Source organism: Bernardetia sp. MNP-M8 (assembly GCF_037126285.1).
Classification (GTDB): Bacteria; Bacteroidota; Bacteroidia; order Cytophagales; family Bernardetiaceae; genus Bernardetia.
Genome location: NZ_CP147012.1, coordinates 3295830 through 3319527, shown reverse-complemented (window position 1 = coordinate 3319527; position 23698 = coordinate 3295830). Strand labels below are relative to the sequence as shown.

The following is a 23698-nucleotide window of genomic DNA, read 5'->3' as shown; positions in this document are numbered from 1 at the left end:
GATTTAGTGGTTTAATGGCAAATTAATAAAAATTTTTATTCATTTATAATTCAACATTAATAATTTATAGTTATTTAGAAACGAGCATATTATCTAATGTTTCTTCAATTTCTGGAAGAGAATCAAAAAGTTCTTTATAAGAATTAATAACAAAATATTTTTCTTGAAAACGATCTTTGATATAAGGAGTATGCAAAATTTCATTTACATTATATGGAACTCTCTTTGGAATATCACTTTCTAAAGAATAAACAGACTCTCCTGCCGAAGATAGAATACCTGCTCCATAAATCTTTAAACTACCATTATTGTTTATGAGTCCAAACTCTACGGTGTACCAATAAATACGTGAAATAAATTCAATAGAATCTGCATTTCCTAGATGTTTGAGAGCCATTCGACTAAGTTCTTCTAAGAAACGACAAAAGTTTTTATTTGTTAGAATAGGAACATGAGCAAAAACATCATGAAACATGTCTGGTTCTTCCAAATAATCCAATTCTTCCATTGTACGAAGCCAAGTAGTAGCAGGAAATTGTTTGTTTTTGAGGTAGTTAAAAAATGGCTCATTGTCAATAAGACCTGGAACAACCACTAAACTCCACCCAGTGATAGCTTTCAAATGTTCATTTACTTCTTCAAAATTAGGAATTTTATTAGGCTCAAAACCTATGGCTTCCATTCCTTCAAAATAAGCTTCATCAGCACGATTGGGTAATACTTTTATTTGTCTTTCATACAAAATTTGCCATACTTGATGATTCTCTTCTGTATATTTATCGTAATGTTGATGAGAAAGTTGTTTATCTCTACGTTCTTGTTGTGTCATTGTTTTGGTGGTTAATAGGTTTGTGTTATTTAATTAGTGTGTGTGTTATTGTTTTATTACGCTAATATTTCAAAAATACGGAATTTTTAGATTTTTATTTTACTACTTTAAATAATAGATACTGAAAAAATCTTAAAATAGAATACTAACCAACTTATATTAAGAGTAGTCAAAAATAAATTATCTGTTTACAATCTACTAAAAAAACAGCAAAAACATATTTTAAATGCCATCCATTTCAAACAAAAAAGCATTCTTCAAAATAGAAAAATGCCTTGTAAAATTTATTTTTTATGAATATAGAAACTTAAATTAATTCGTTTCCACATTTATAACAAAAACTAGCCAACTCTGTATGATGTTCTGCGCCACAATGAGAACATTCTTCAATTATACTTTCAGATGCCTGTTTAGCATTTTCTTTTTGAGTTTGAGCTAAATGCGTTTTTCGCTTTTCATTTTCTAGTTCTTCTTTTAACTCTCTTTCTTCTTCTCCAAATTCATCTTCATCAGATTTGTGAGTTACTTGGGTAGCAATTTCGGCTGATACAATTCCTGTTGGAACAGCAAGTACACCATAACCAAGTACCATGACAACGGCTGCAATTGCTCTTCCTAGTGCGCTTTGGGGGGCAATATCTCCATAACCTACCGTGGTAAGGGTTACAATTGCCCAGTAAATACTTTTGGGAATACTTGAAAAACCTGGATTATCTCTTCCCTCTACTAAAAACATAATAAAGCCTAACAATACAACATTAGTAGCTACAAAAATTACAAAAACGGTTATTTTATGACGACTAGCACGCAGAGCCTGACTAAGAATTTGTGCTTCTCCTGTGTACTGGTTCATATCCAATACTTTAAAAATACTAATAATACGAGTTACACGAAGAAGAAGGAAAAAATTACTTCCTGCAAATGTCCAAGAAAAAACAGCAGGCACAAAGGCTAATAAATCAATAATTCCATAAAAACTAAGAATATAACGCATAGGACGGTGCGAAGTAGCTACCCGAAGTAAATATTCAATAGCAAAAAGTGTCGTAACACTCATTTCAATAGCTAAGAGATAAGTTCCGTATTGTTGGTCTATTTCAGATACACTTTGCATCATCACAACAATCAAACTGAGTACGATAAGAGCCAAAAGAGCTGTGTCGAATACTTTTCCTTCTATAGTATTTGATTTAAAAAACAGACGGTCAAGACGCATACGCCATTTACTTTTGGCAAATCGCCTTCCTCTTGAAAACCTACTTGAGGTTTTCTTTTTTATTTTTGTTAGTGGTGGTTTAGTTTGGATAACTTTTTTTTCTTTGAGTGTCGAAGACTCCATAAATACGTATATATTTTATATAAATCTCATACTATTTTTTCTTTATTTCTTAGTTTGTGTAGGTCATTTTGCTCAACTTACTTTACTAGTCTCAAAAGAGATAACGAATAAAAACACTAGATTTATACGGATAGGATAGAATTGTTTCGATAATTTATTTTTTATAATAAATGGTTGATCAAGTTATTTAAACAGTTTTTGATTAAAAACAAACTGAAGTAGTTTTATACTAACAACAAAAATAACATTAGGTTTTTTATATCTATTAATTTCAGCTTTTGTCGAAAAGCTAACCTAATTTACACTTTCATTTTGGTAATACAAAGTATTTTTAGTAGAAAATTGAAAATAGATTTATTGTTGTGATGGAATACTTGATTTCATAAAAAAAACTTTATAAATAAGATTATAATTTTACTCTCATTCATAAAGTTTTTTAGATTATTAGAACCTACGATATTTTCCTTTTGCTTTTGGCTTTTTCTTTTTAGGTTGCTTAGGATATTTTTTCATCAAAGGTCCTGGACGAGAAGGATGGTATTTTTTCTTCCGAATAAGTCCCCGTCCATAGCCTCGTTTTCCTTCATAATCTGCCGTTGGAAGCTCATTAAATTTATATCCTAACATCAGTTCATTTGTACTTCCAAATGCTCCTACTATATCTCCAATTGGAAAATCTCTAACATAACCAAAGCTAAAACGCCCATAATTTACGCCTGCTCCAACATTAATTGCATAATTGCTACGGTATGCACCACTTACCCAAAAAGTATTATCATACATATATTGTAAGCCACCTTCATATTGAATAGGAACATTAGGCACTTGCCTAACAACAGCCATTGGACGAAACTCTCCAGCCCCAGCAGGAATCATTCCACGAAGAGATAACATAAAATGATTTTGAAGTCGAATATTATCATCTGTTTCATCTTCAGGACTAAAAGCAGGATTTAATAATTGAGGAACAGAAAGTCCAATTTCTAAATATTTTTTAAATGTATAGCTTGCACCAAAACCAACCTCAAAACCTACATAATTACCTGTATTGTTAAGTAAAACAGGGTCTGTTGGATGTCTAATATACCAATCATCAAAATTAATTTGATTATAAACAAGTCCTCCCATCAAACCAAAAGATAACTTCGAACTGTTTTCATATTGCCCTAAAACGTGATAACCATACGAAACCATTGCTTTTGTACGACTTGTACTCTTTATCTCATCTTGTTGAATAAAAAAACCTAAGCCAGAACGATATTCATAAAAAGGTAAATCTATTGTTAATAGAACTGTTTTGGGAGCATCTTCAAAACCTGCCCATTGAGAGCGATAGGTCAAGAAAACTGAACTATAATCAGATCGTCCTGTCCAAGCTGGATTTTGCACAAAAGGATGTGAAAAATACTGACTATACACTGGTACTTGTTGAGCTAAAGATTGACTTGAAAAACTATTTATTCCTAAAATCATAATTCCTAATGAAATACTCAAAAAGAAATTTAATAAGAGATGTAAAATAGATTTTGAAGATGTTTGTACTATCTGTTTCATAAAATAAGAGTCGAATTATATTGTTTGAGTGTTCGCAAACAACGGCTTTTTTTTGTTTTAAAACCTAGTTTAAATGTTGATATATAAACTAGGTTTATCATTCATTATCTAATAATTTCAAAAGAACCTTTTAAAATGGTTTTGACAGAGTCAAATTTTATAATATAAAAATATGTTCCTGCTGGGAGTACTCCTCCTGTTTCATTTGTTCCTTCCCAATCATTTCTGTATCCTTTTTTACGGAATACTTCTTGTCCCCAACGATTGATAATTACCAGTTCGTTACCTGGATAACGTTCAATCTCTTCTATATAAAGTTGATCGTTGAGTCCATTTCCATCTGGTGTAATTACATCCACTGTTCTGACTTTTGGTGTTCCTATTACTGTTACAAAAACACTATCATACGTAAAGCAACCATAGATATTTTCTGCCCTTACTGTGTACATCGTACTGATAGTTGGGTTTACGGTTGGTGTAGAAGTAGAATCACCTGTTAGCGTTGGGTCTGGTGTCCAAACATAATTTATTGCACCATTAACAAATAACTGCACATCATAACCAATATTAATAGTTGTATCTGGAGTAATTTCCAAAATCGGAGCTGGACGGATTGTAATTTCAGCAATATTACTACTATCTGTAAAACAATTATTAATTACTAACCTTCTATAAAATGTAGTGGTATCAATTGGGGTAGGCAGATAACTAGCTGTATTTGTATTAGCAATATCTGTCCAATTAATTCTATTTCTTGAGTTTTGCCATTGATAACGAAACTGTCCAATATCATTAAGTGTATCCAAGAGAACCGTTCCAGTAAGCCTACCCAAAGTATCCAAACTACAATCTACAAAACCAGCATCAATAACATTATTTTTAATGGTAGGATTAATTCTGAGAGAAATAACATTTGAAGTATCTGCAAAACAAGAAACACGAGCAATACGACGATATTCTGTATCAAAATTGATTCTGCCTGTAAAATAATTTTGGTCACCTCCAACAGTTCGCCAAAGAGCTGTCGAATCATTTAGTTTTCTTGATTGCCAAAAGAATCTATAAGCTGTACTATCATTTCCTCCTTGAGTTGGAAAAGTTCCTCGTAACGTATCGGCTGCAAATCCTTCACAGACTGTAGTTTGAGGTGATGATATTCTATTATTTTCTATGAATTGAATTACTTTTATAGTAATAACATTACTAAAACTAGGTGGACATCTTCCTGAACGAACACTCCTTCGAACATAAGTAGTTTGTTGTAATATATCAGGTTGATAGGCTGTTATAGTATCTGTATCGACAGGAATCCAACTGGCACTATCTGTAGAAATCTGCCAAGATATCTCTATATTTCCTGCTTCTCCTGCAATGGGATTTGTTGCTGTAATGATTGCAGCTGTATCTCCCTGACAGATAGTTTGATTTCCGAAAAGAAAATTATTTCTTGCATTCAAAACTATGTTTATAAAAAGTCTATTACTCGTATCTGGCTGACAACCTCCTAAGACAACTCTTCGGAAGTAATTTGCTCCCCCATATAATGTATCAGGCACAAAAGTTTGAGATTGAGTAAATGTACCTGTACTAAATGTAAAAGTTCCACTACTAAACCAAGCAATAGTATCTCTTGATTGCTCATAAAAATAGCTATAATTACCTGTATTTTCAGGATTTGTTCCTGTAATTGTTATCTTGGTAGAATCTCCAACACAAATTTCTCGAAAAGTATCTGTAATTTGATTAATTCCAAATGGTTTTCGTACGGGAATAAAGACAACATTACTAGTATCTGTATTACAACTATCGATTACCAAACGCCTGAAATAAGTAGGTTCTGTTAAAGGAAAGTTAGAAATATTCAGAGAATCATCTCTATTTGCCCATGCCAAACTATCAAAAGAGACTTGCCATTGATAACTATATCTGCCAGTTCCTCCTCTTGGCTGAGTAGCACTAATTATCCAAGCTGTATCTCCTTCACAAAGTGATTGCCCACTAAAGCTTTCTGAAATAGAGTTATTTCGAATTGCAGAAACTACATTAACAAAAACTCGGTTACTGGTATCCACTTTACAACCTCCTAAAACAACCCTTCTAAAATAGTTTGAACCTCCAAAAAGTGTGTCAGGCACAAATGTATGTGTTTGAGTAAAACTACCTGTACTGAATGTAAAAGTAGAACTACTAAACCACGCTATTGTATCCCTAGATTGTTGATAAAAATAACTGTACTCACCTGTACTTTCTGGGTCTGTACCTGAAATAGTAATGGTAGCAGAATCTGCTGTACAAATATCTGTAAATGGAACGCTAATTTCATTCAATCCAAAAGAATTAACTACAGGAATAAAGGCTACATTACTTGTGTCTGTACTACAACTATCAATTACCAAACGTCTAAAGTAAGTAGACTCTGTCAAATCAAAAGCAGAAATACGAATAGAATCATCTCTATCTGCCCATCTTATACTATCAAAAGAAACTTGCCATTGATATTTATAATTACCTGTTCCTCCTGTTGGTTCTGTTACATCAATTACCCAATTAAAAGTAGTATCGGTTTGACAAAAACCTGTACTGTCATAAGAAATTAAATTAGTAGCACTATCTATAGGCTTTATCATAAATAATTTTACAACATTACTTGGATAAGCTCTACAACTATCAACTACCGAACGCCTTACTAAAAAGCTATCAGGTATTTGCATAAAAATAGTATCAAAAAGCAGTGAATCTCTTGGTATATAATTTTGAACTGAATCTACACTCGTCCAAACAGTAGAATCTAAAGAAACTTCCCACAAATATCTAAACCCTGTTGGTGCTACTGGAGCAGTTCCATTTATGACAGGAATTGCATCTCCTACACAAATACGTGTTCGTGTAGCTGTAATAGCAGAAGTATCATTTCCTAAATCTGGAGAAATAAAAATATCGACAATATTACTAGTATCAGCAAAACAGGCACTTCGAACTATCCTTCGAACATAAAAAGTATCATTGGCAATAGGTGGAACAAAACGATTTCTTGTCGAATCTACACCCAACCAATCGGCTGTATCTAATCGTGTCGCTATTTGCCATATATATTTATAAGTTCTATCTCCTCCTGTTGGAGTATCTCCTCTAATTGTATCAGGACGAGTACCTATACAAATTGTCTGACTTTCAAAAATAGAATCTGCAACTACCCTAGGAATCGAATTAAGTGTAATTACATTACTTGTATCAGGCGCACATGCTCCTGTAACAATTCTTCTAAACTGAACTGTATCGGCACTTTGTAATGTATCTGCAAAAGCAAAATTTTGAGTTTGAAGGCTATCAATCCAAGTCAATCCTGAATCTAAAGAAACTTGATAACGATAACGAAGCAGACTTGTAGCTGAAGAATCTGATGTAGTTCCATAAATATCAGTCGGAACAACTCCCAAACAAACATTTTGAATCGATGGAAAAAGTGTATTTGTAGTAATATTAGGTAAAGTAACTACTCTTACTTTTGCGCTTGTATCATTACTACACCCTTGATTAGCAGCAGGAATAACAATTCTTCTAAAATAAGCTGTGTCTGCGATAGTAATACCTGCATTATTGAGGGCATAATTTGGAACGTTGCCATTATTTGCATTTGTCCAGTTTGTTGTATCTCCGTTTAAAGCCTGTTGCCATTGATAAGAGAAAAACGAAACTTCTCCTTGCTCTGCATCCGAACCTACCAAAGTAGGCAAACTCTGACCTTCACAAATAGTTGTATCTGGCGTAATAATCGTATTATTAGAAGGGCATTCAATTACATTTACAAAAAAACGTTTTCTATTAAGTGTTACATTAAGAGTTACATTTGTTGCGTCTGTTGTATGTTTTACTTCGGCTGTATAAATTCCTTCATGGTCGGCTACATTTGCATTAGTTACGACCAAAACACTATCATCGCTTTGTTGATTTATTAAATTTGTTGCACGAAACCAACGGTAAGTAGTTGTTCCATTTATTTGATTGACTGAAACTGTATCTTTAAAAGTACCTCCTTGTGGAACATTAATAATTTTAAAACTTCCTATACTATCTTGTGGAGAATAAGTAAAAGTATATTGAGGTTTATTATTCGGAACAAGACTATTTAGTTTTAATCTATTATTCGAAAAATTGAGTGTAATAGGTCGAATTGCTGAAAAAGTAGGCACATTTTCAATAGAGTTAGAATCAATACTAATAAAAGTAAGTGCTGAAAGTGTTCCAATATCAGTCAATCCTGTCGGGAAATTACCAGTCAAGGAGTTGAAACTCAAGTCTAATCGTTGTAATAATAACAAATCACTTAATGAAGCAGGAATTTCTCCTGTAAAATCATTATTTCCTAAATTTAATTCTTGTAAAGTAAGCAAAGTACCAAACCCTGTTTGAATAGAACCTGTTAATTGATTATTCGATAAATCAATTCGGTTGATTTGATTCAATTTATCTCCTCCAAACATAGATGCAGGAATCTGTCCTATTATATTTCGATTACTCAAATTTAGTTCTAAGACACAACTATCATTTGCGTTCAATACTACACCAGCCCAAGTAGTCCAAGGGTCTGTAAGTGTCCACGGATTTGTCCAGTTTGCACCATCAGTAGCATTATAAAGCTCTACTAATGCTAAAGAATCATCAGGCAAACACATCAAACGATATATTTCTGCCTTAGAAAGTGGGGTAAGAAAAGAATTTGAAAAAGAAGTGGGAAAATAATTCTGAACAGCCTTATTTTGAGCAAAAGAGTTTTCTACTTTTGAAGCAAAAATAAAGTTTTTGGCTTTTTTATCTAGCAAAGGAGATGTAAAAGCTGTTATTCCTACTATAAAAAGACCTAAGAACAGAAATTGCCAAACTGTATGCAGATTAGAAAATTTATTTTTAAGGAGTAAACTTTTAGGGAAATGATGTTTTAGTATTTGTATTGAATTCATAATGTATGATAGAAACGTCTTATTTATAGAAATAAAAAATAGAACGTTATTTTTTCGTAGAATTTCTAAAATTGAAAAGCAAGATAATTTTTGATGTAAAACAGAATGATTCTACATCACTCAAAATGGCTACTTGATTTTAAATTAGCTTTGTAACATGTGTATAACGGAAATTGTAGCTACAAAATTACAGTTTTCTAGTTGTAAAACAGAAAAGTAGTACAATTTATTTGCTCTTTATTTTGATTTTGGTATATATTTTCTGCTTATTTGATAGGTCAATAGAACTTAAAATGCTTCAAAATTGATAAAAGGTCAGTAAATTTGCTGTAAGTAATAGAAATAAAAAAGAACACAGACACAAAAAAAGAAATTCATTTATTTAAAAATACTCCGTTTTATGTATGATTCTCAAAATAATTTTCAAAGTGATGAACAAGTAAATACTAATTCTTCATTTGTTAGTTCTATTTCCAAGTCTATGTTAAATAATTTTCAATATTCACTTCAATCAAAATTACAAACACTTCAATCTTTTCAATCTCAATTACAAGACAAAAAAGAAATCACATTAGATAAATTTGAAGCTCAAAAACAACAGTTACAAGTCTTGATTGTAGAAATTGCTAGTTTCTTAGATGATTTGATGCTTCCAATTATAGAAGAAAATCCATTTTTTATAGAAGATTTCTTGATTTTTATGGAAGATTTTATGCAAAAGCTAGAAACACAATTTGCTTTATTTACTACACTTTCTGTATCCTCTTTACGTGATAAAGTACGTAAGCAAGTAGCCCAAACGTCGCAAAATTTTGAAACAAAAGCTCTAAAAGAATCTTTTGAAGAAAAACAAAAACAAACTTTAGCACAAACAGAACTCCTTTTAGAAACTCTCAACGAACAACTTATAGACATTCGTCATCGTATAGAAAAGCAGAAAGATAAATTTTTGAATAATTCAGCTACCTTAGCTTTGCCAAGTTTATCTTTACCATCTGTTTCTTCTTCTGAAATAATAACACTTTCTGAAAAGACAATTTCTACTTTTGAATTGATAAAACAAGATGTGAAACGTTTTTTTATGTAATTTTGAACTTTTAATATCCAATTTTTATCATATTTACTCTTTAATTTTTATGAGAAAACTAACTTTTTTAGCCCTATTTTTTATTCTTATTGGCTTTTCTTCTAAAGCATTAGCTCAATCTCCTGTTCGTTTGGGTTTAAAATTTAATCCTATTATTTCGTATGCACGAATAACTGACGAAGACAAAAAATCTATTGATGGACTTGAAAAAAGCTCAAAACTTGGTTTTTCGGGTGGTTTGATGTTAGATTTTAATTTTTCTGAACGTGCAGCCTTTCATACTGGAGTACTTATCGTATCAAAAGGATATGAAACTAAAGTTAAAGGATTTGATATTACCACTACTTCAAAAGTCACAGCTGTAGAAGTTCCTTTAGCTCTTAAAATGCGTTCTGGAGATATTGCTGAGGGATTACGTATTCGTGGGCTTTTTGGAGGACAACTTGGGTTAAATGTTTCTTCAAAAACTACTACAAAACTTGGTAGCGTTTCTGATGAAAGCCGTAAAACAAGTGATTTTTATCAGCCATTAAGTGTAGATTTTTTGGTAGGTGCAGGTGTAGAATATGATATTGAATCTGTCGGAACACTAGATTTCGGACTAAGTTATCATAATGGACTTACTCGTTTTAATAAAAAGGATGAAGATGCTCAAATTCAACCTAGAGCTTTATTACATTATTTCTCTTTAGATATTGGTTTCTTTTTCTAAAAGATATTATTTTTTGCATTCCGAAAGAGTTTGAGAAATCAAACTCTTTTTTTATTGTATAAATTCAAGATGGCTATTTTAGCTTCACATAAAATCTCAAAAAGAACATTTTATTTGATTTTTTTTTCACTATCTTTATTAAAACACTCACTTACAATACCTTATACTTTCACTATTTCAACTGATAAAATAGTCAATTCCCTTTTTATTTGACTTCTTTTTATACTTATTATTGTCTATGTCATTAAATCCTCTTTCTGTTTTATTTGACGTTCCTCATCATTTAGATTTAACTATCGAAGAACACAAAGACTTTGCTGTTGTCTCTACGGCAGGCGTATTAGGTTTTTTAGCTCATATTGTATTTTTTATTCTTTTTTTCCTATTTGATTCTCATTTTATGATGTATCTAAATATAGGAAGTATTCTAACTTTTGCCTGCATTTTTTACTTTAATCGTAGCTCATCAAGAAACCCTACTCTTCTACTTATTTTAGCGAGTTTAGAGATACTTGTTCATGCTACTTTTGCTATTTTTTTATTAGGATGGACACCTAACTTTCATATTTACTTCTTTATTCCTATTCTGTCAGCTTTGGTTATTTCCAAAAGCAATGCTATTGCTGCTCATATTATCAATGTAACTTGTGTAGTTTTTTATATCGCTTTGGCGACTTATACTAACTATGAAAACCCAATAGCTCCCCTTAATGAAATAGAAGTATTTGTTTTTGAAATTTTGAATATTAGTAGTGTTTCTGTAATAGTAATCATTGTTACGATGTATTATAGTTATGTATCTAATGAATCTTCAAAGGATTTAATTCAGTTAAATAGTAAATTAAAAGAGCAAAGTCAAAAGGTTATGTCTTTTAATAATGAACTTGCTCAACAAACAGAAGAATTACAAATACAGTCAGAGCAATTAGAAAATGCTAATAAACATACTACTGATAGCATCAGATATGCTCTTCGAATTCAAGAAGCTGTTTTACCTTCTTTTTCTGATTTAGATAATCTGTTTGGAGAAAAAAATGTAATGGTTTTTTATAGCCCTAAAGATATTGTTTCAGGAGATTTTTATTGGGCAAAAGGAAAAGCCAAAAATAAAATAATCGTAGTAGCAGACTGTACAGGTCATGGCGTTCCAGGGGCAATGCTAACAATGATAGGAGAAAGTCTTTTGAATAATATTGTGTTAGAAAAAGGAATTACAGAACCTGCTTTGATTTTAGATGCCTTACAAGTTTATTTTTCTACTCTTTTTAGTGGAAGTGTCCATAATATAAAAGATGGAATGGATATTTCTATTTCAACAATTAATTATGAAACAAAGAAATTACATTTTGCAGGAGCTAGAAATCCAATTACATATATTCAGAACGGAGAAATGAAAACCATTCAAGGCGACAAAATGAGTATTGGTAACTCAAATTTCAAGTCCAAAATAGGTAATAGATTTACTGATCACCAAATAGATATTTCTGTACCTACAATAGTTTATATGTACACAGATGGTTTTCAAGACCAGTTTGGAGGAAATGAAAATAGAAAATTTTATAGTAAAAATTTGAGAGAATTATTTTTAAAAATACACCAACTTCCCATGTCAAAACAACGAACACGCTTGAAAATGACATTTATGGAATGGTGCGACTTTACCAAACAAACTGATGATGTTACCATTGTAGGAATAAAAATAGATTCTAGTTCAAACGTCGAAGCTTGAACTAGAATTTAGTTTTTACACAATCATTTTTTCGATAGGAATAACTAATATTCCTTCTGCACCTGCTCCTTGTAGTGCATCAATTTTTTCCCAAAAGTCATCTTCATTAATAACAGTATGAACAGAAACCCAATTATCATCAGCCAAAGGCATAATAGTAGGACTTTTTAAACCAGGTAAAACTGAAATAATGGCATCCAATTTTGATTTTGGCGCATTTAAAAGAATATATTTATTTTTGTGTGAACGTCTTACAGATTGCATTCTAAATAAAAGTTTCTCAAAATTCTTGCGTTTTTCGCCATTAAAATCTGGATTTGCTACCAAAACAGCTTCTGACTTCAAAACCGTTTCTACTTCTTTTAGTCCATTGCTCAAAAGTGTACTTCCAGAGCTTACAATATCACAAACTCCTTCTGAAAGACCAATACTAGGCGCAATTTCTACCGAACCACTAATCATGTGGATTTCAGCATTTACATTTTTTTCTTTAAAATAATCACCCAAGATTTTTGGATACGAAGTAGCAATACGTTTTCCATCAAAAAAAGAAACATCATCATAAGTTGTTCCTCTAGGCACAGCCAAAGACAAACGACATTTTGCAAAACCTAATCGGTCCACAATCTCCAATTTTTTACCTTTTTCAAGCATTACATTTTCGCCAATGATTCCAACATCAGCAACGCCATCTTGTACATATTCTGGAATATCATCATCTCTTAAGAAAAGAATTTCTAAGGGAAAATTAGATGCTTCTGCACGCAACGCATTCGGGCTTGTTGTGATTTGAATTCCACATTCTTTAAGTAGAGCAAGTGATTTTTCACTCAAACGACCCGATTTTTGTATCGCTATTTTCAAACGATTTGAGTTTTCTGTATTATTAGGCGACATAGATATTTATTTTTCTGTGTTCTAGTGAGTAATTCTATTTTAATTATTGGTGGTTTTCCTTGAAATTTTACTTATTTTTCTATCTTAAAAAAAAGCAAACTTACAAAAAAATAAAGTCAGAAGTAAAATAATGCCTTTTTAAAAAAGATTAATCAAGAGGAATCCATAATTTATATCCTGTCTCTTTCTCAAACTTAGCTTGCCAATTCTTGCCATATTTTATGTTCATTTTTTCTAATACTACTTTATTATTTATGTTGGCTATTATAGCCTGAAAAACTCCTACGTTACAACCCGAAATTCTCTCCATTCGAAATCCATATTTTTCTGTAATTGAATTTTCACCATTCAAACAATCTACTGGTAATAGTTCTCCATAAATTTGAAAAGTGGGAAAATTTTCAGTATCATTTTCTGCTGTTTCAGAGTCCGTTTGATTTGATGTTTTCGAATTATCTACACAACTTACAAAAAGTAAAATTGCTAGAGGTAAAATAAGTAGGTATTTCATTATTTTTGATTAATTTATTTTTGATTTGGAAATAAAGATATATTATCAACATTTGTAAATAGCTTTTCGGAAATCCAAAAGAACGCTGGCAATAAGTTTAGCTACAAATCCTTAACTGTAATAAATTACTAAAAAGTAGTTTTTCCAAAACTCAAAACTTTTACAAAGAAAAAAACTATCTTTGCATCTTACTTTTGCTATAAAAATAACTGAAAATATACGTTCTCTACAAATGACAGCACAAGAATTACAAGAAAAGCTAGATAAAGCATTAGAAAAATACGAAATTGTAATTGGTCTTGAAGTCCATGCTCAACTTCTTACCCAAACAAAAGCCTATTCTTCTGACCCCAATGAATATGGCAGCTTGCCAAACACAAATGTAAGTGTAATTACGCTCGCTCACCCCGGTACGCTTCCAAAATGCAACAAAAAAGTATTGGAATACGCTATCAAAATGGGCGTTGCTTGTGGTTGTGATATTACAGAATACAATATTTTTGATAGAAAAAATTATTTTTATCCCGATTTGCCAAAAGGCTATCAGATTACACAAGACAAAACGCCAATTTGTAGAGGTGGTTTTATTCCGATTACACTTCCAAGTGGCGAAGAAAAAAGCCTAGAACTGACACGCATTCACATGGAAGAAGATGCAGGAAAATCAATGCACTTGGCTGCCGAAGTCGACACGCTTGTCGATTTGAACCGTGCAGGAGTTCCTTTGATTGAGATTGTTTCTGAGCCTTGTTTGCGTTCTAGTGAAGAAGCCTATTATTATTTGCAAGAAGTGCGTCGTCTTTTGCGTTACTTAGAAATTTGTGATGGAAACATGGAAGAGGGTTCGATGCGTTGTGATGCCAATATTTCGGTACGACTTAAAGGAGAAGAAGCCTATCGTACACGAGTAGAAGTAAAAAACATGAACTCGTTTAGAAACGTACAAAGAGCAATTGATTTTGAAGTAATTCGTCAAGTAGAGTTTTATGAAGACCCAGCTACAACAGGCGAAATTTATGGAGAAACACGTATGTTTGATGCCAATACAGGAAATACATACAGCCTTCGTGCAAAAGAGACGTTGAATGACTATCGTTATTTTCCAGAGCCAGATTTGCAGCCATTAGTAGTTACAGAGGAATATTTACAGACAGTGAAAGCCTCACTTCCTGCACTTCCTCGTGAACTAAAAGCACGTTTTATGAAAGACTATGAACTTTCAGAATATGACACAAATATTTTGATTGATGATAAAGAAACAGCTTTATATTTTGATGAATTATGTCAAAAAACAAAAAATTACAAAGCTGCTTCCAACTGGATTACCAATATTGTAAAATCGTATTTGAATGAAAATAAAATCTCTTTTTCTGATTTTGCTTCAAAAATAAATACAGATAAAATGGCACAGCTTATCGAACTTGTAGATTCGAACAAAGTAAGTTTTGCCTTAGCTGCTCAAAAACTTTTTCCTGCACTAATAGAAGACACTACCAAATCGCCAGAAGAAAAAGCGAAAGAATTGGATATGATTCAGAGTAGTGATGAAGATTCTATTTTGCCTATCGTGAAAGAAGTTTTGGCTCAATTTCCTGATAAAGTAGCTGAATATAACGGTGGAAAAGTTGGTTTGCTAGGAATGTTTATGGGACAAGTAATGAAAAAATCGAAAGGAAAAGCCGACCCAAAAGTTGCAAGTGCTTTGATAGAACAGGAATTAGAAAAGATGAAGTAAAACTTTAATTTATAATACTATGATAATTGGTTTATTCCTAATATGGTCTATAGGAAGAGCTTTTTTCAAACTTGCTAAAGAAAGAGAAAAGAACAAATGGCTTTTTGCTGTCTTGGGCGTACTTTCCTATTATGTAGGCACTGTGGTAGGAGCATTTATTATTTTTGTAGTTTCTGATCTTTTCTTATCATCTTACTACAATATTGAAAGTGTAGATGAAAATCTAATTGGCTTAATTGCTATTCCCTTTGGAGTTTTAGCATGTTGGGGATTTTATAGAATCTTAGAGAAAAATTGGAAAACAAATGATGATGAAACCTATATCAAAGACGATACTATTTTAGATGCAAATCTATAAGATTTACTTTTATATCTTTTAGAAAATGAACTTAATGGTTCAGAAACTACTTTATTTTGAAGTAATTTCTGAACCTTTTTTTTATAAAAATTAAACTCTAATGAATGACATCCTCCTAAAACCAAACTTCATACAAAATCCACAAAGTCTATTTGAATTGATTAATATTTCTATAATTTGGGATAACCGAATGAAAGCACGCAAAACAGCAAGTTTTGGAAAGGCTTATAATTATTCTCAGATGAGCTATCCTTTTCAAGAATTTCCTAGTTTTTTGGAAAAAATTCGTCAGAATATAAAAATAGAATTGAATTTTGAGACAAATAATTGTTTGATAAATTATTATGAAAATGGACTGTCAAAAATGGGTTATCATTCTGACCAAATTGATATTTTAGCCGAAAATACAGGGATTGCAATTATTTCTTTAGGAGAAACTAGAATTTTGAAGTTTAGAAACATAGAAAACAAAACTATTTTCAAGGAATTTGAACTGCCTTCTGGAAGTCTTTTTTATATGAATCAAGAAACTCAAAATAATTGGCAGCATTCCATTCCAAAGTCAAATACAGAAAATCCTCGTATGAGTCTGACTTTTAGAAAATTAAGGTAACTAAAAAAAGTAGGCTCTTCAGAAAATTTAGCGAAATTATAAAAGGGTGTGCGTTCGTTTTAGCTTCGCTGAGGGTTACACCCTTCTCAAAAACGAACGAAACGCTTCCTCAGAAGCGTGATTTAAGCAATATCACGCTTCTGAGGAAGCGTTTTTTTCAGTTCTGAGGAACTGAACACACAATGTTTCGCTAAAAAGTCGGAAGAACCAAAAAGTATTTGTAATAAAAATCACGAATACTTTTTTTAGGTGTTTTCTTAGTTTAAATGCTTTTAAAGAGCAAAAAATTGTTTTATATTTCCCTAACAACTCCAATTTGTTTTTATTTCTATAAAAATTACTTATTAAGCCACTCCATTGCAGAAGCAGTATCTTCAAAATAATTTGATTGGTAACCAGCAGTAGTATCGTCATCTATTATCTGACTAATGGAAACCTGAGTAAATAAATCTTTGCTTATTATTATAGCTAGTTTTTCAAGTTCAATCGCTTTAAAGGTAGGTAGTATTATATCATTGTGCTTTTCTTGCTCATCAGGAGATATTGTGTGTTGCATGTCAAGCGTTTTTGCTAATATTTTCTTTGGTCTGTGTTTTAATAGGACTTCATTTTCTAAACGAACATGTTCTTGAAACTCTTCAACGGTCATATTAGCAGTTGCTGCCAACCACTCTAATTCTAAAAGTTCTGTTTCAGGAAAATAACTAAGGACAAAAAATTGCGTTTGTTTTACTATCATGTTTTTAGCTTTTAATAGTTATTAAATAAAAAAATGTTAAAAATTATTAATCGGTTTAAATTACAGTAACTAACAGATTTGATTTGTTATTGTTTTTTGGAAAAAAAAATAAAATATGATTGATTGTATGGTATTACTGGTCTTTAAGTATTTCTGATTAAAAAACAATTCTCCTCCAATTCTTCTTTATGATATATCTATTAGTTTTTTAACTAACTCTGTTTATTTTTTTCTAATTTCTTTCTAAGATGAATTCTCAAAAAGCACATTTTTTCTTTGCTTTATTTCTTTTTTTTACCTGTTTTTTACTTTCTCCTGATACCAAAGCTGTGCAAATTTTCGGAAAAGTAACTAGTACAGAAGGCAAAAATTTACCTTTTATAACCATTTATCAAGAAGGAACATCCTATGGAACTATCACTAACCAAGAAGGAAATTATTTTCTACATCTAAATGAAGGTACTTATCAAATTGTATTTCGTTCTATCAGTTACCAAACCCAAATTAAGGAAGTAATTGTTACAAAAGAAAATGTACAAAAAGATGAAAAAATAGAGCTGAATATACAAATGAAGCATTTGACAATGCTTTTAGAAACTATAGTGATTGATTCAAATAAAGACAACAAAAAAGGAATAAATAAAGCTTATTCTATCATTCAAGCAGCACAGCAAAAAAGAGAATTTTATAGAAATCAAGCACAGGCTTTTTCTTGTGATATTTACATAAAAAATGTACAGCAATTAGATACTTTTCATATTCCTAAATTATTTTCTACTAGACAAGTAAAGCAACTAAAACAAGAATGGCAAACAGATAAAGTAATTTACTTTTCAGAATTAGTGTCCAAATATTATTTCTTAGCTCCCAATTATCAAAAAGAAATAATTATTTCTTCTCGTGCAAATGGCGATAGCAGAGGTTTTGCTTGGAATAGTTCGTTTTTTCTGATTTTTGATTTGTATCAAAATTCTCTATCACTTCCTATTGGAGACAGAAAATTTATTTCTCCTATTGCAAAAAATGCCTTTAATTATTACGATTATGTATATGAAGCAGAGTTTACAGAAAATATAACAACTGATAAAAAAGTCAAAGTTCATAAGATAAAAGTCGTACCCAAACACACAGGACAACCTCTATTTTTTGGAGATATTTACATTCAAGATAGCACTTGGAGAATCCATAGTGTGGATTTGAAAATTAGTCGTCAAGCAGGAATAGAAATTATTGACACACTTGCGATAAAACAACTTTTTTTACCTATAACAGATAAATTATGGATGTGTTCTTCTCAATCTTTTTTGTTTAATTATAAGATTAATTTGTTTAGTGTTGAAGCGATAGGAAAGGGAAATTATACAGGCAGTTTTTTTAATTACCATCTAAATCCAAACTTTACTTCTGCACAATTAGAAAAAGATATAGATGAGTTAGACAAAGATTCATTTTATAAAAATAGAATTACTGAAAAACAGGGGACAAAACAGAACCAAAAGCAGAATGAACAACAAATTTCCATTATCGATACTGTATCATTAGATAAACTAGAAGAAAAAATAAAAAATAAAGAATTATCAACAAAACAGGTTAAAGCTGAGGAGGATTTTTTTAGCAACGAATTATCTATTTTGTTAGATAGTTCTACTCAAAAAACTACATCATATTGGAAAAAAGTGCGTCCTGTTCCCCTTACAACGAAAGAAGCAAACCATTATCATAGAAGTGATAGCATAGAAGAAGCACACAACCAACCTTCTTATTTAGATTCAATGGACAGACAAAGCAATAAATTTAAGTTTAAAGATTTGTTAGTAGGCTATTCTTACAAAATTCGTAAAAAAGAATTGACTTATAAATTTCCTTCTGTTTTGAATGTCATTCAATCTAATACAGTAGAAGGACTGGCACTTAATTTTGGAGTAGATAGAATAAAAAATAGAGAAAAAGATTTGAGTCAGACCAAACTAGGTGCAGATGCTAGATATGGTTTTGGAAGCAAGAAATTTTTAGCCAAAGGAGAAATTTCTCATCTTTTTAATCGAATAAACGATAGATATATTTTTATAGAAGGGGGAGCTTTTGTAGAACAATTTGAACCAAATGCTATTCCATATTTTGTAAATGGAGTTTATACACAGCTCAGAGAACAAAATTTAATGAAGATTTATCAGAAAAATTATTTTCAAATCGGAGCAGGACAACGTATTTTTCAAGGTGCATTTTTTCGCTTGCAAGGAAGTTTTGAAAGGCGCATTCCTTTAGAAAATAATACAAAAGCATCTTCACTTGTAGACCGAAAAGATATAACTTTCACATCTAATTTGCCTATTGATTATAAAGGTGAATCGGTTTTTTTCGAACTTCATAATGCCGTTTTGATAAAAGCTCGTTTTGAATATCTGATTGGTGAAAAGTATATTTTACGTCCTAAAGAACGAATTAGTTTATCTAGTAAATATCCTTTGCTGGCACTTACTTACACACAAGCCATAAAAAACATAGCACAAAGTAAAGCAGATTTTGGAAAATTAGTCTTGAATATTAGTGATGGAATGAATTTAGGAATTTTAGGTACAATCAATTATGATATTCAAACTGGAGCATTTTTGTGGAATAACTATACTTCTTTTGTAGATAATTTTCATTTTTCTACTTCGCCTATTTTTGTAGCAAAAAACAATTTGCGTCAGTTTTTATTGTTGCCTTTTTATGAATATAGCACAACTAAGCCATTTGTAGAAGTTCATGCCGAACAGCATTTTAATGGTTATTTATTGCACCGAATAGGATTTATGAAAAAATTAGGTTGGCAATTGGTAGCTAGTTCGAATTACCTTTATACACCTGCTGCAAAACATTATACAGAATTAAGCATTGGTTTTGAAAATATTTTTAAAGTTGTCCGAACTGATTTTGTGTTTGCTCTGAATTCTTCTCTAAAACAAGACAGAACACTAGAAAGTAGACCTAATTCTATTAAAAAAATTGGTATTCGTTTTAGTATAGGCATCTGATTTAAGATTTAGAAAATTGATTTTACTAGATTTGTCTTAGTCTTAGTAAAGGTTAAAAACTAAAAAAGAGTATAAAAATTTTAGGTTAAATTTTAAAATGACAAAAAAGTCATTTATATTTGTAACACAATCAAGTTATGAAAATAAAATCCATAGAAAAAGAAGAGCGTATTTATGAAGTTGTTTTGCAACTTACTCAAAAAGTAGGGTTAGCAGGTTTGCGTATTTCCGATATTGCAAAAGAAGCAGATTTAGCACACGGAACGCTTTATATTTATTTCAAAAACAAGAAAGAACTTATTAATCAACTCTATAAAAAAATCAAAAGTAGAGTAAGTGCAGAACTTCTTCCAGAGAATATTGAAGAGTATTCTATCAAGGACGGAATGCAGCTTGTTTGGCAAAATTATTTACATTATTTGGTTCATAATCAGATAGAAATACATTTTATGAGTCAATGTGCAAGTTCTAATATCTTAGATGATTCGAATAAAAGTATTTCAGATTCATTTATGAAAAAGACAAAATCATTTTTTCAAAAAGGAATTGATTCATCAGACATCAAAGATTTAGATATTGAATTATTGATAAGTGTATTTCAAGGAATGGCTAATCACATTGGTCTTCAAATTACTCAAAAAAAGCTGGATTACACACCAAAACTAATAGAAGAAAGCTTTGAAATCTATTGGCACGGAATCAGAAAATAAGAAAAAGATATAAAAAATATAGAAAAACATAAATTAGGCTATTTCAATAAATAGTCTATTTTTAAAACCAAAAATGACTTTTTTTTCACTTATAAATTAATTTCAATTCAAATTCAATACAATTATGGCAACTCAAAAAACAATTTTCATTACAGGTGCATCTTCAGGAATTGGAAAAGCAACAGCCGAATATTTTGCAAACAAAGGCTGGAATGTAGCAGCTACAATGCGTAATACATCTGACGCACTTACAGAAACCGCCAATCTCAAAAAATTTGCTTTAGATGTTCAGGACAAAAATAGTATAGAAAAAGCAGTTAAAGATTCTATTGCAACTTTCGGAAAAATAGATGTAGTCTTGAACAATGCAGGATATGGAACGGCTGGTGTTTTGGAAAGTGCTTCAGATGAGCAAATTAAAAGACAATTTGATGTCAATTTATTTGGTTTGATTGATGTAATTCGTGCTTTTTTGCCTCACTTTAGAGAAAACAAAAATGGTCTTTTTATGAATGTTTCTTCTATTGGTGGGCTTATTACTTTGCCAATGTTTTCAATTTATCATGCTACAAAATGGGCAGTTGAAGGCTTGACAGAAGGTTTACAATATGAACTCAATCCTTTAGGAATTGAATTAAAAATCATTGAACCGGGTGGAGTAAAAACTGATTTTGCAGGGCGTTCTTTGGATATGTTTGAGAGTGAAAATGACGCAGCTTATCAAAAAACAATTACTAGAATGATGAAAAATTTTGAAGGAACAGAACGTTCAGATACCTATTCGACAGCCGAACAAATGGCAGAAGGAATTTTTGATGCAGCAACAGACGGCAAAAAACAACTTCGTTATGTCTTAGGAAATGATGCTCAACAGCTTTGGGGTGCGAGACAAAATCAACCGTATGAAGATTTTAGAGAAATGATTCGTACAAATATGTTAGGATAATTTTTTATAAAAATTAGTTTAGAAATGCCATTATGAAGCTGAAAACTTTATAATGGTTTTTTTCATTTCTAATCTTCTTTTTCTACTTCAAAAATATTCTCAAAAAATATTTTAGACTTATTTCCTTCATAATGAAATGCCAAAACTGTCACTACAGAAATAATTAGTATCATCAGAAAAGGAGTGAAAGAAGCCAAATTAAATATAGATTGGTTTTCCATTTCTTGCCTAAAAATAGGAATCAAAAATAGAGTAGCTACAAACATGAAAGAAAGCCAGATAGCAAGAAAAACAATTACAAAAGTGTGTAATCTCATTTTGATATGAATAAGTGTACTTTCTTTATTTTCTTCAATTTTCCCTTCTATTCGTGGCAAAAATGAATTTCGGTAACTAATAATACGACTTATTTTGAAAGAATTTTCATTTACAACTCCCTCATAAGCCTTATGATTTCCACTTGAAAAAATACCTGTCATTCGAATCCATTGTTTAGGCTCTGTTTCATTTCTCACTCTTTTTAGAATTTCATCTTTAGATAAATGAGTTTTATAAGTCAGATTTTCGTAGGGTAGAATATTCATACAAGTAATAATTTTTGGACTCAATAATTTTTTGTTATACAAAATACAAAACTTTATCCAAAAAATAATTATTTTTTCAATTCAAATTGCTTTTCTAAAGACTGTCTTTTTTCCAAATCAGCTTTGATTTTTATATTTAGAGGAGAATCTGCTAACACATTATAACTTTCCCAAAAAGCAGTATTATAATCAATTTCTTTTAGCTTCGAATCGTCTTGCAAATCTTGTGGAGTCGGATTTTTTTGATTTACATTTACTGTAAGTTGTTCGACAAAATATTCAGAAACAGATTCTTCAAAGGCTTCTTGACTCTCATAATATTTTTCGATGGAGCGCAACGATTGATAACTTACCAAATATTTTTCATCGTATTTCTTGAAATAAAAATGCTCTTCGTTCTCTAAATAAATATTATATCCATAACGTTCTTTTGCATTATAGCCCCCCATTGCACCAACAGGAAGATAGGAAAAATGAAGTTGGAGAACAGCATAATCTTCGTCATTTACAAAGAGTTTTCCTTTAAGTTTTCTAAATCGGTCAATTGTTCCATTATAAGAAAAAGAGATTTCATAAACTGTTTTTTTGCCTATTGAAGTTAGATTTACTAGTTCATAGTCAAATTTTTCGTACATCATTTTATCAAAAATGAATTGATTTTTTCTTATCCAATTATATTTTGTGCCGTATTCTACATCAATAAAAAAATTATTTATCTTTGATTTTGAATAATCATAAGATGCTCTTCTCTCTTTTACTTGTGCAAAATAATCTTCTTCTAGGTTCAAAATAGTAGGAGCACTTTTGTAGTTATAGATAATAGGAACATACGCTCGTTTGTCATATACATGAAGTGCAGCTTCTACCAAACGAACATAAGCTGTCGAATCTTTTAGATATTCTCTATAAAAAAAATCTACATTATAAGGAGTTTGTGGATAATTTTCAGGTAGATTTTTTATGACCTGTTTCATTATTTTTTCTACCTTAGGAATTCTTTTTGAACTAATCGTAACTGTTTTGAGAGATTCACTAGATTTTAATTCTAAAACTAATTGATTACTTTTAGAATACTGATATGCTTCTGAAACTTTTATCTTTAAAGGCTGATAACCTACAAAAGAACAAACAATAAACTTATCCTTCCAAGTAGGATTGAGGCGAAATTCAAAGATTCCAGCCGAATTACTTGCCGTTCCTACACTTGTTCCTTCAATTCCAATGGAAGCAAAAGGTAAGAGTTCTTTGGTTTCTGAATCGATAACTTTTCCTTTTATAAGAAAATTTGTTTGCCCTAAAACTTCAAATCCAAATAATAAAACTAAAAGAAATGAAGTAAATAATAATACGATTTTTGCTCTTTTCATTTTATAATGAGTC

Annotated in this window: 18 protein-coding genes; 9 read left to right on the top strand and 9 right to left on the bottom strand. The window is 30.9% G+C overall.

Annotated features, from left to right (window positions below):
• Positions 1-70: 70 nt before the first annotated feature.
• The 4 genes from phhA to V9L04_RS13560 form a co-directional block, all read right to left on the bottom strand.
• A complete protein-coding gene (phhA, locus tag V9L04_RS13575) occupies positions 71-829 on the bottom strand; it encodes a phenylalanine 4-monooxygenase (protein ID WP_338790354.1) in 759 nt (252 codons plus the stop codon).
• A gap of 307 nt (positions 830-1136) precedes the next feature.
• The gene (locus V9L04_RS13570) at positions 1137-2168 is read right to left on the bottom strand and encodes an ion transporter (protein WP_338790353.1); all 1032 of its coding nucleotides are present in this window, start codon (positions 2166-2168) and stop codon (positions 1137-1139) included.
• A 444-nt stretch (positions 2169-2612) separates the two neighbouring features.
• A complete protein-coding gene (locus V9L04_RS13565) occupies positions 2613-3722 on the bottom strand; it encodes a PorP/SprF family type IX secretion system membrane protein (protein WP_338790352.1) in 1110 nt (369 codons plus the stop codon).
• Between the two features lie 104 nt (positions 3723-3826).
• Positions 3827-8680, bottom strand: a complete 4854-nt coding sequence (locus V9L04_RS13560; protein ID WP_338790351.1) for a gliding motility-associated C-terminal domain-containing protein — start codon at positions 8678-8680, stop codon at positions 3827-3829.
• A 400-nt stretch (positions 8681-9080) separates the two neighbouring features.
• Here V9L04_RS13560 and V9L04_RS13555 point away from each other — a divergent pair, with 400 nt between their 5' ends.
• The 3 genes from V9L04_RS13555 to V9L04_RS13545 all read left to right on the top strand — a co-directional run bounded on the left by V9L04_RS13555 (position 9081) and on the right by V9L04_RS13545 (position 12208).
• A complete protein-coding gene (locus V9L04_RS13555) occupies positions 9081-9767 on the top strand; it encodes a hypothetical protein (RefSeq protein ID WP_338790350.1) in 687 nt (228 codons plus the stop codon).
• 49 nt (positions 9768-9816) lie between these two features.
• Positions 9817-10479, top strand: a complete 663-nt coding sequence (locus V9L04_RS13550) for a porin family protein (RefSeq protein ID WP_338790349.1) — start codon at positions 9817-9819, stop codon at positions 10477-10479.
• Positions 10480-10717: 238 nt separating this feature from the next.
• Positions 10718-12208: a SpoIIE family protein phosphatase gene (locus tag V9L04_RS13545; RefSeq protein WP_338790348.1), complete on the top strand. Its 1491-nt coding sequence runs from the start codon at positions 10718-10720 to the stop codon at positions 12206-12208.
• Positions 12209-12223: 15 nt separating this feature from the next.
• Here the strand turns inward: V9L04_RS13545 and hisG are convergent, their stop codons facing one another.
• Entirely contained in the window at positions 12224-13105 is an 882-nt protein-coding gene (gene hisG, locus V9L04_RS13540) for an ATP phosphoribosyltransferase (protein WP_338790347.1), read from the bottom strand.
• Positions 13106-13253: 148 nt separating this feature from the next.
• A complete protein-coding gene (locus V9L04_RS13535; RefSeq protein ID WP_338790346.1) occupies positions 13254-13616 on the bottom strand; it encodes a hypothetical protein in 363 nt (120 codons plus the stop codon).
• A 232-nt stretch (positions 13617-13848) separates the two neighbouring features.
• On the opposite strand from V9L04_RS13535, the gene gatB reads away from it, so the two are divergent.
• The 3 genes from gatB (at position 13849) to V9L04_RS13520 (ending at position 16322) form a co-directional block, all read left to right on the top strand.
• Complete coding sequence (gatB, locus tag V9L04_RS13530) at positions 13849-15351, top strand: Asp-tRNA(Asn)/Glu-tRNA(Gln) amidotransferase subunit GatB (RefSeq protein ID WP_338790345.1); 1503 nt, start codon at positions 13849-13851, stop codon at positions 15349-15351.
• 19 nt (positions 15352-15370) lie between these two features.
• Complete coding sequence (locus V9L04_RS13525; protein ID WP_338790344.1) at positions 15371-15709, top strand: hypothetical protein; 339 nt, start codon at positions 15371-15373, stop codon at positions 15707-15709.
• Positions 15710-15809: 100 nt separating this feature from the next.
• The gene (locus V9L04_RS13520) at positions 15810-16322 is read left to right on the top strand and encodes an alpha-ketoglutarate-dependent dioxygenase AlkB (RefSeq protein ID WP_338790343.1); all 513 of its coding nucleotides are present in this window, start codon (positions 15810-15812) and stop codon (positions 16320-16322) included.
• A 337-nt stretch (positions 16323-16659) separates the two neighbouring features.
• Here the strand turns inward: V9L04_RS13520 and V9L04_RS13515 are convergent, their stop codons facing one another.
• The gene (locus V9L04_RS13515; RefSeq protein ID WP_338790342.1) at positions 16660-17061 is read right to left on the bottom strand and encodes a hypothetical protein; all 402 of its coding nucleotides are present in this window, start codon (positions 17059-17061) and stop codon (positions 16660-16662) included.
• A gap of 248 nt (positions 17062-17309) precedes the next feature.
• Here V9L04_RS13515 and V9L04_RS13510 point away from each other — a divergent pair, with 248 nt between their 5' ends.
• From V9L04_RS13510 to V9L04_RS13500, 3 genes are all read left to right on the top strand, one after another.
• Positions 17310-20078, top strand: a complete 2769-nt coding sequence (locus V9L04_RS13510; RefSeq protein ID WP_338790341.1) for a DUF5686 and carboxypeptidase regulatory-like domain-containing protein — start codon at positions 17310-17312, stop codon at positions 20076-20078.
• A gap of 137 nt (positions 20079-20215) precedes the next feature.
• Positions 20216-20788: a TetR/AcrR family transcriptional regulator gene (locus V9L04_RS13505; RefSeq protein WP_338790340.1), complete on the top strand. Its 573-nt coding sequence runs from the start codon at positions 20216-20218 to the stop codon at positions 20786-20788.
• A gap of 124 nt (positions 20789-20912) precedes the next feature.
• Entirely contained in the window at positions 20913-21734 is an 822-nt protein-coding gene (locus V9L04_RS13500) for an SDR family oxidoreductase (protein ID WP_338790339.1), read from the top strand.
• A gap of 68 nt (positions 21735-21802) precedes the next feature.
• Here V9L04_RS13500 and V9L04_RS13495 read toward each other — a convergent pair whose 3' ends face one another.
• Together V9L04_RS13495 and V9L04_RS13490 are read right to left on the bottom strand one after the other, a co-directional pair.
• Positions 21803-22318 (bottom strand): hypothetical protein, encoded by a 516-nt coding sequence (locus tag V9L04_RS13495; RefSeq protein ID WP_338790338.1) that lies wholly within the window; start codon positions 22316-22318, stop codon positions 21803-21805.
• A gap of 68 nt (positions 22319-22386) precedes the next feature.
• Positions 22387-23685: a carboxypeptidase-like regulatory domain-containing protein gene (locus V9L04_RS13490; RefSeq protein WP_338790337.1), complete on the bottom strand. Its 1299-nt coding sequence runs from the start codon at positions 23683-23685 to the stop codon at positions 22387-22389.
• Positions 23686-23698: the final 13 nt, after the last annotated feature.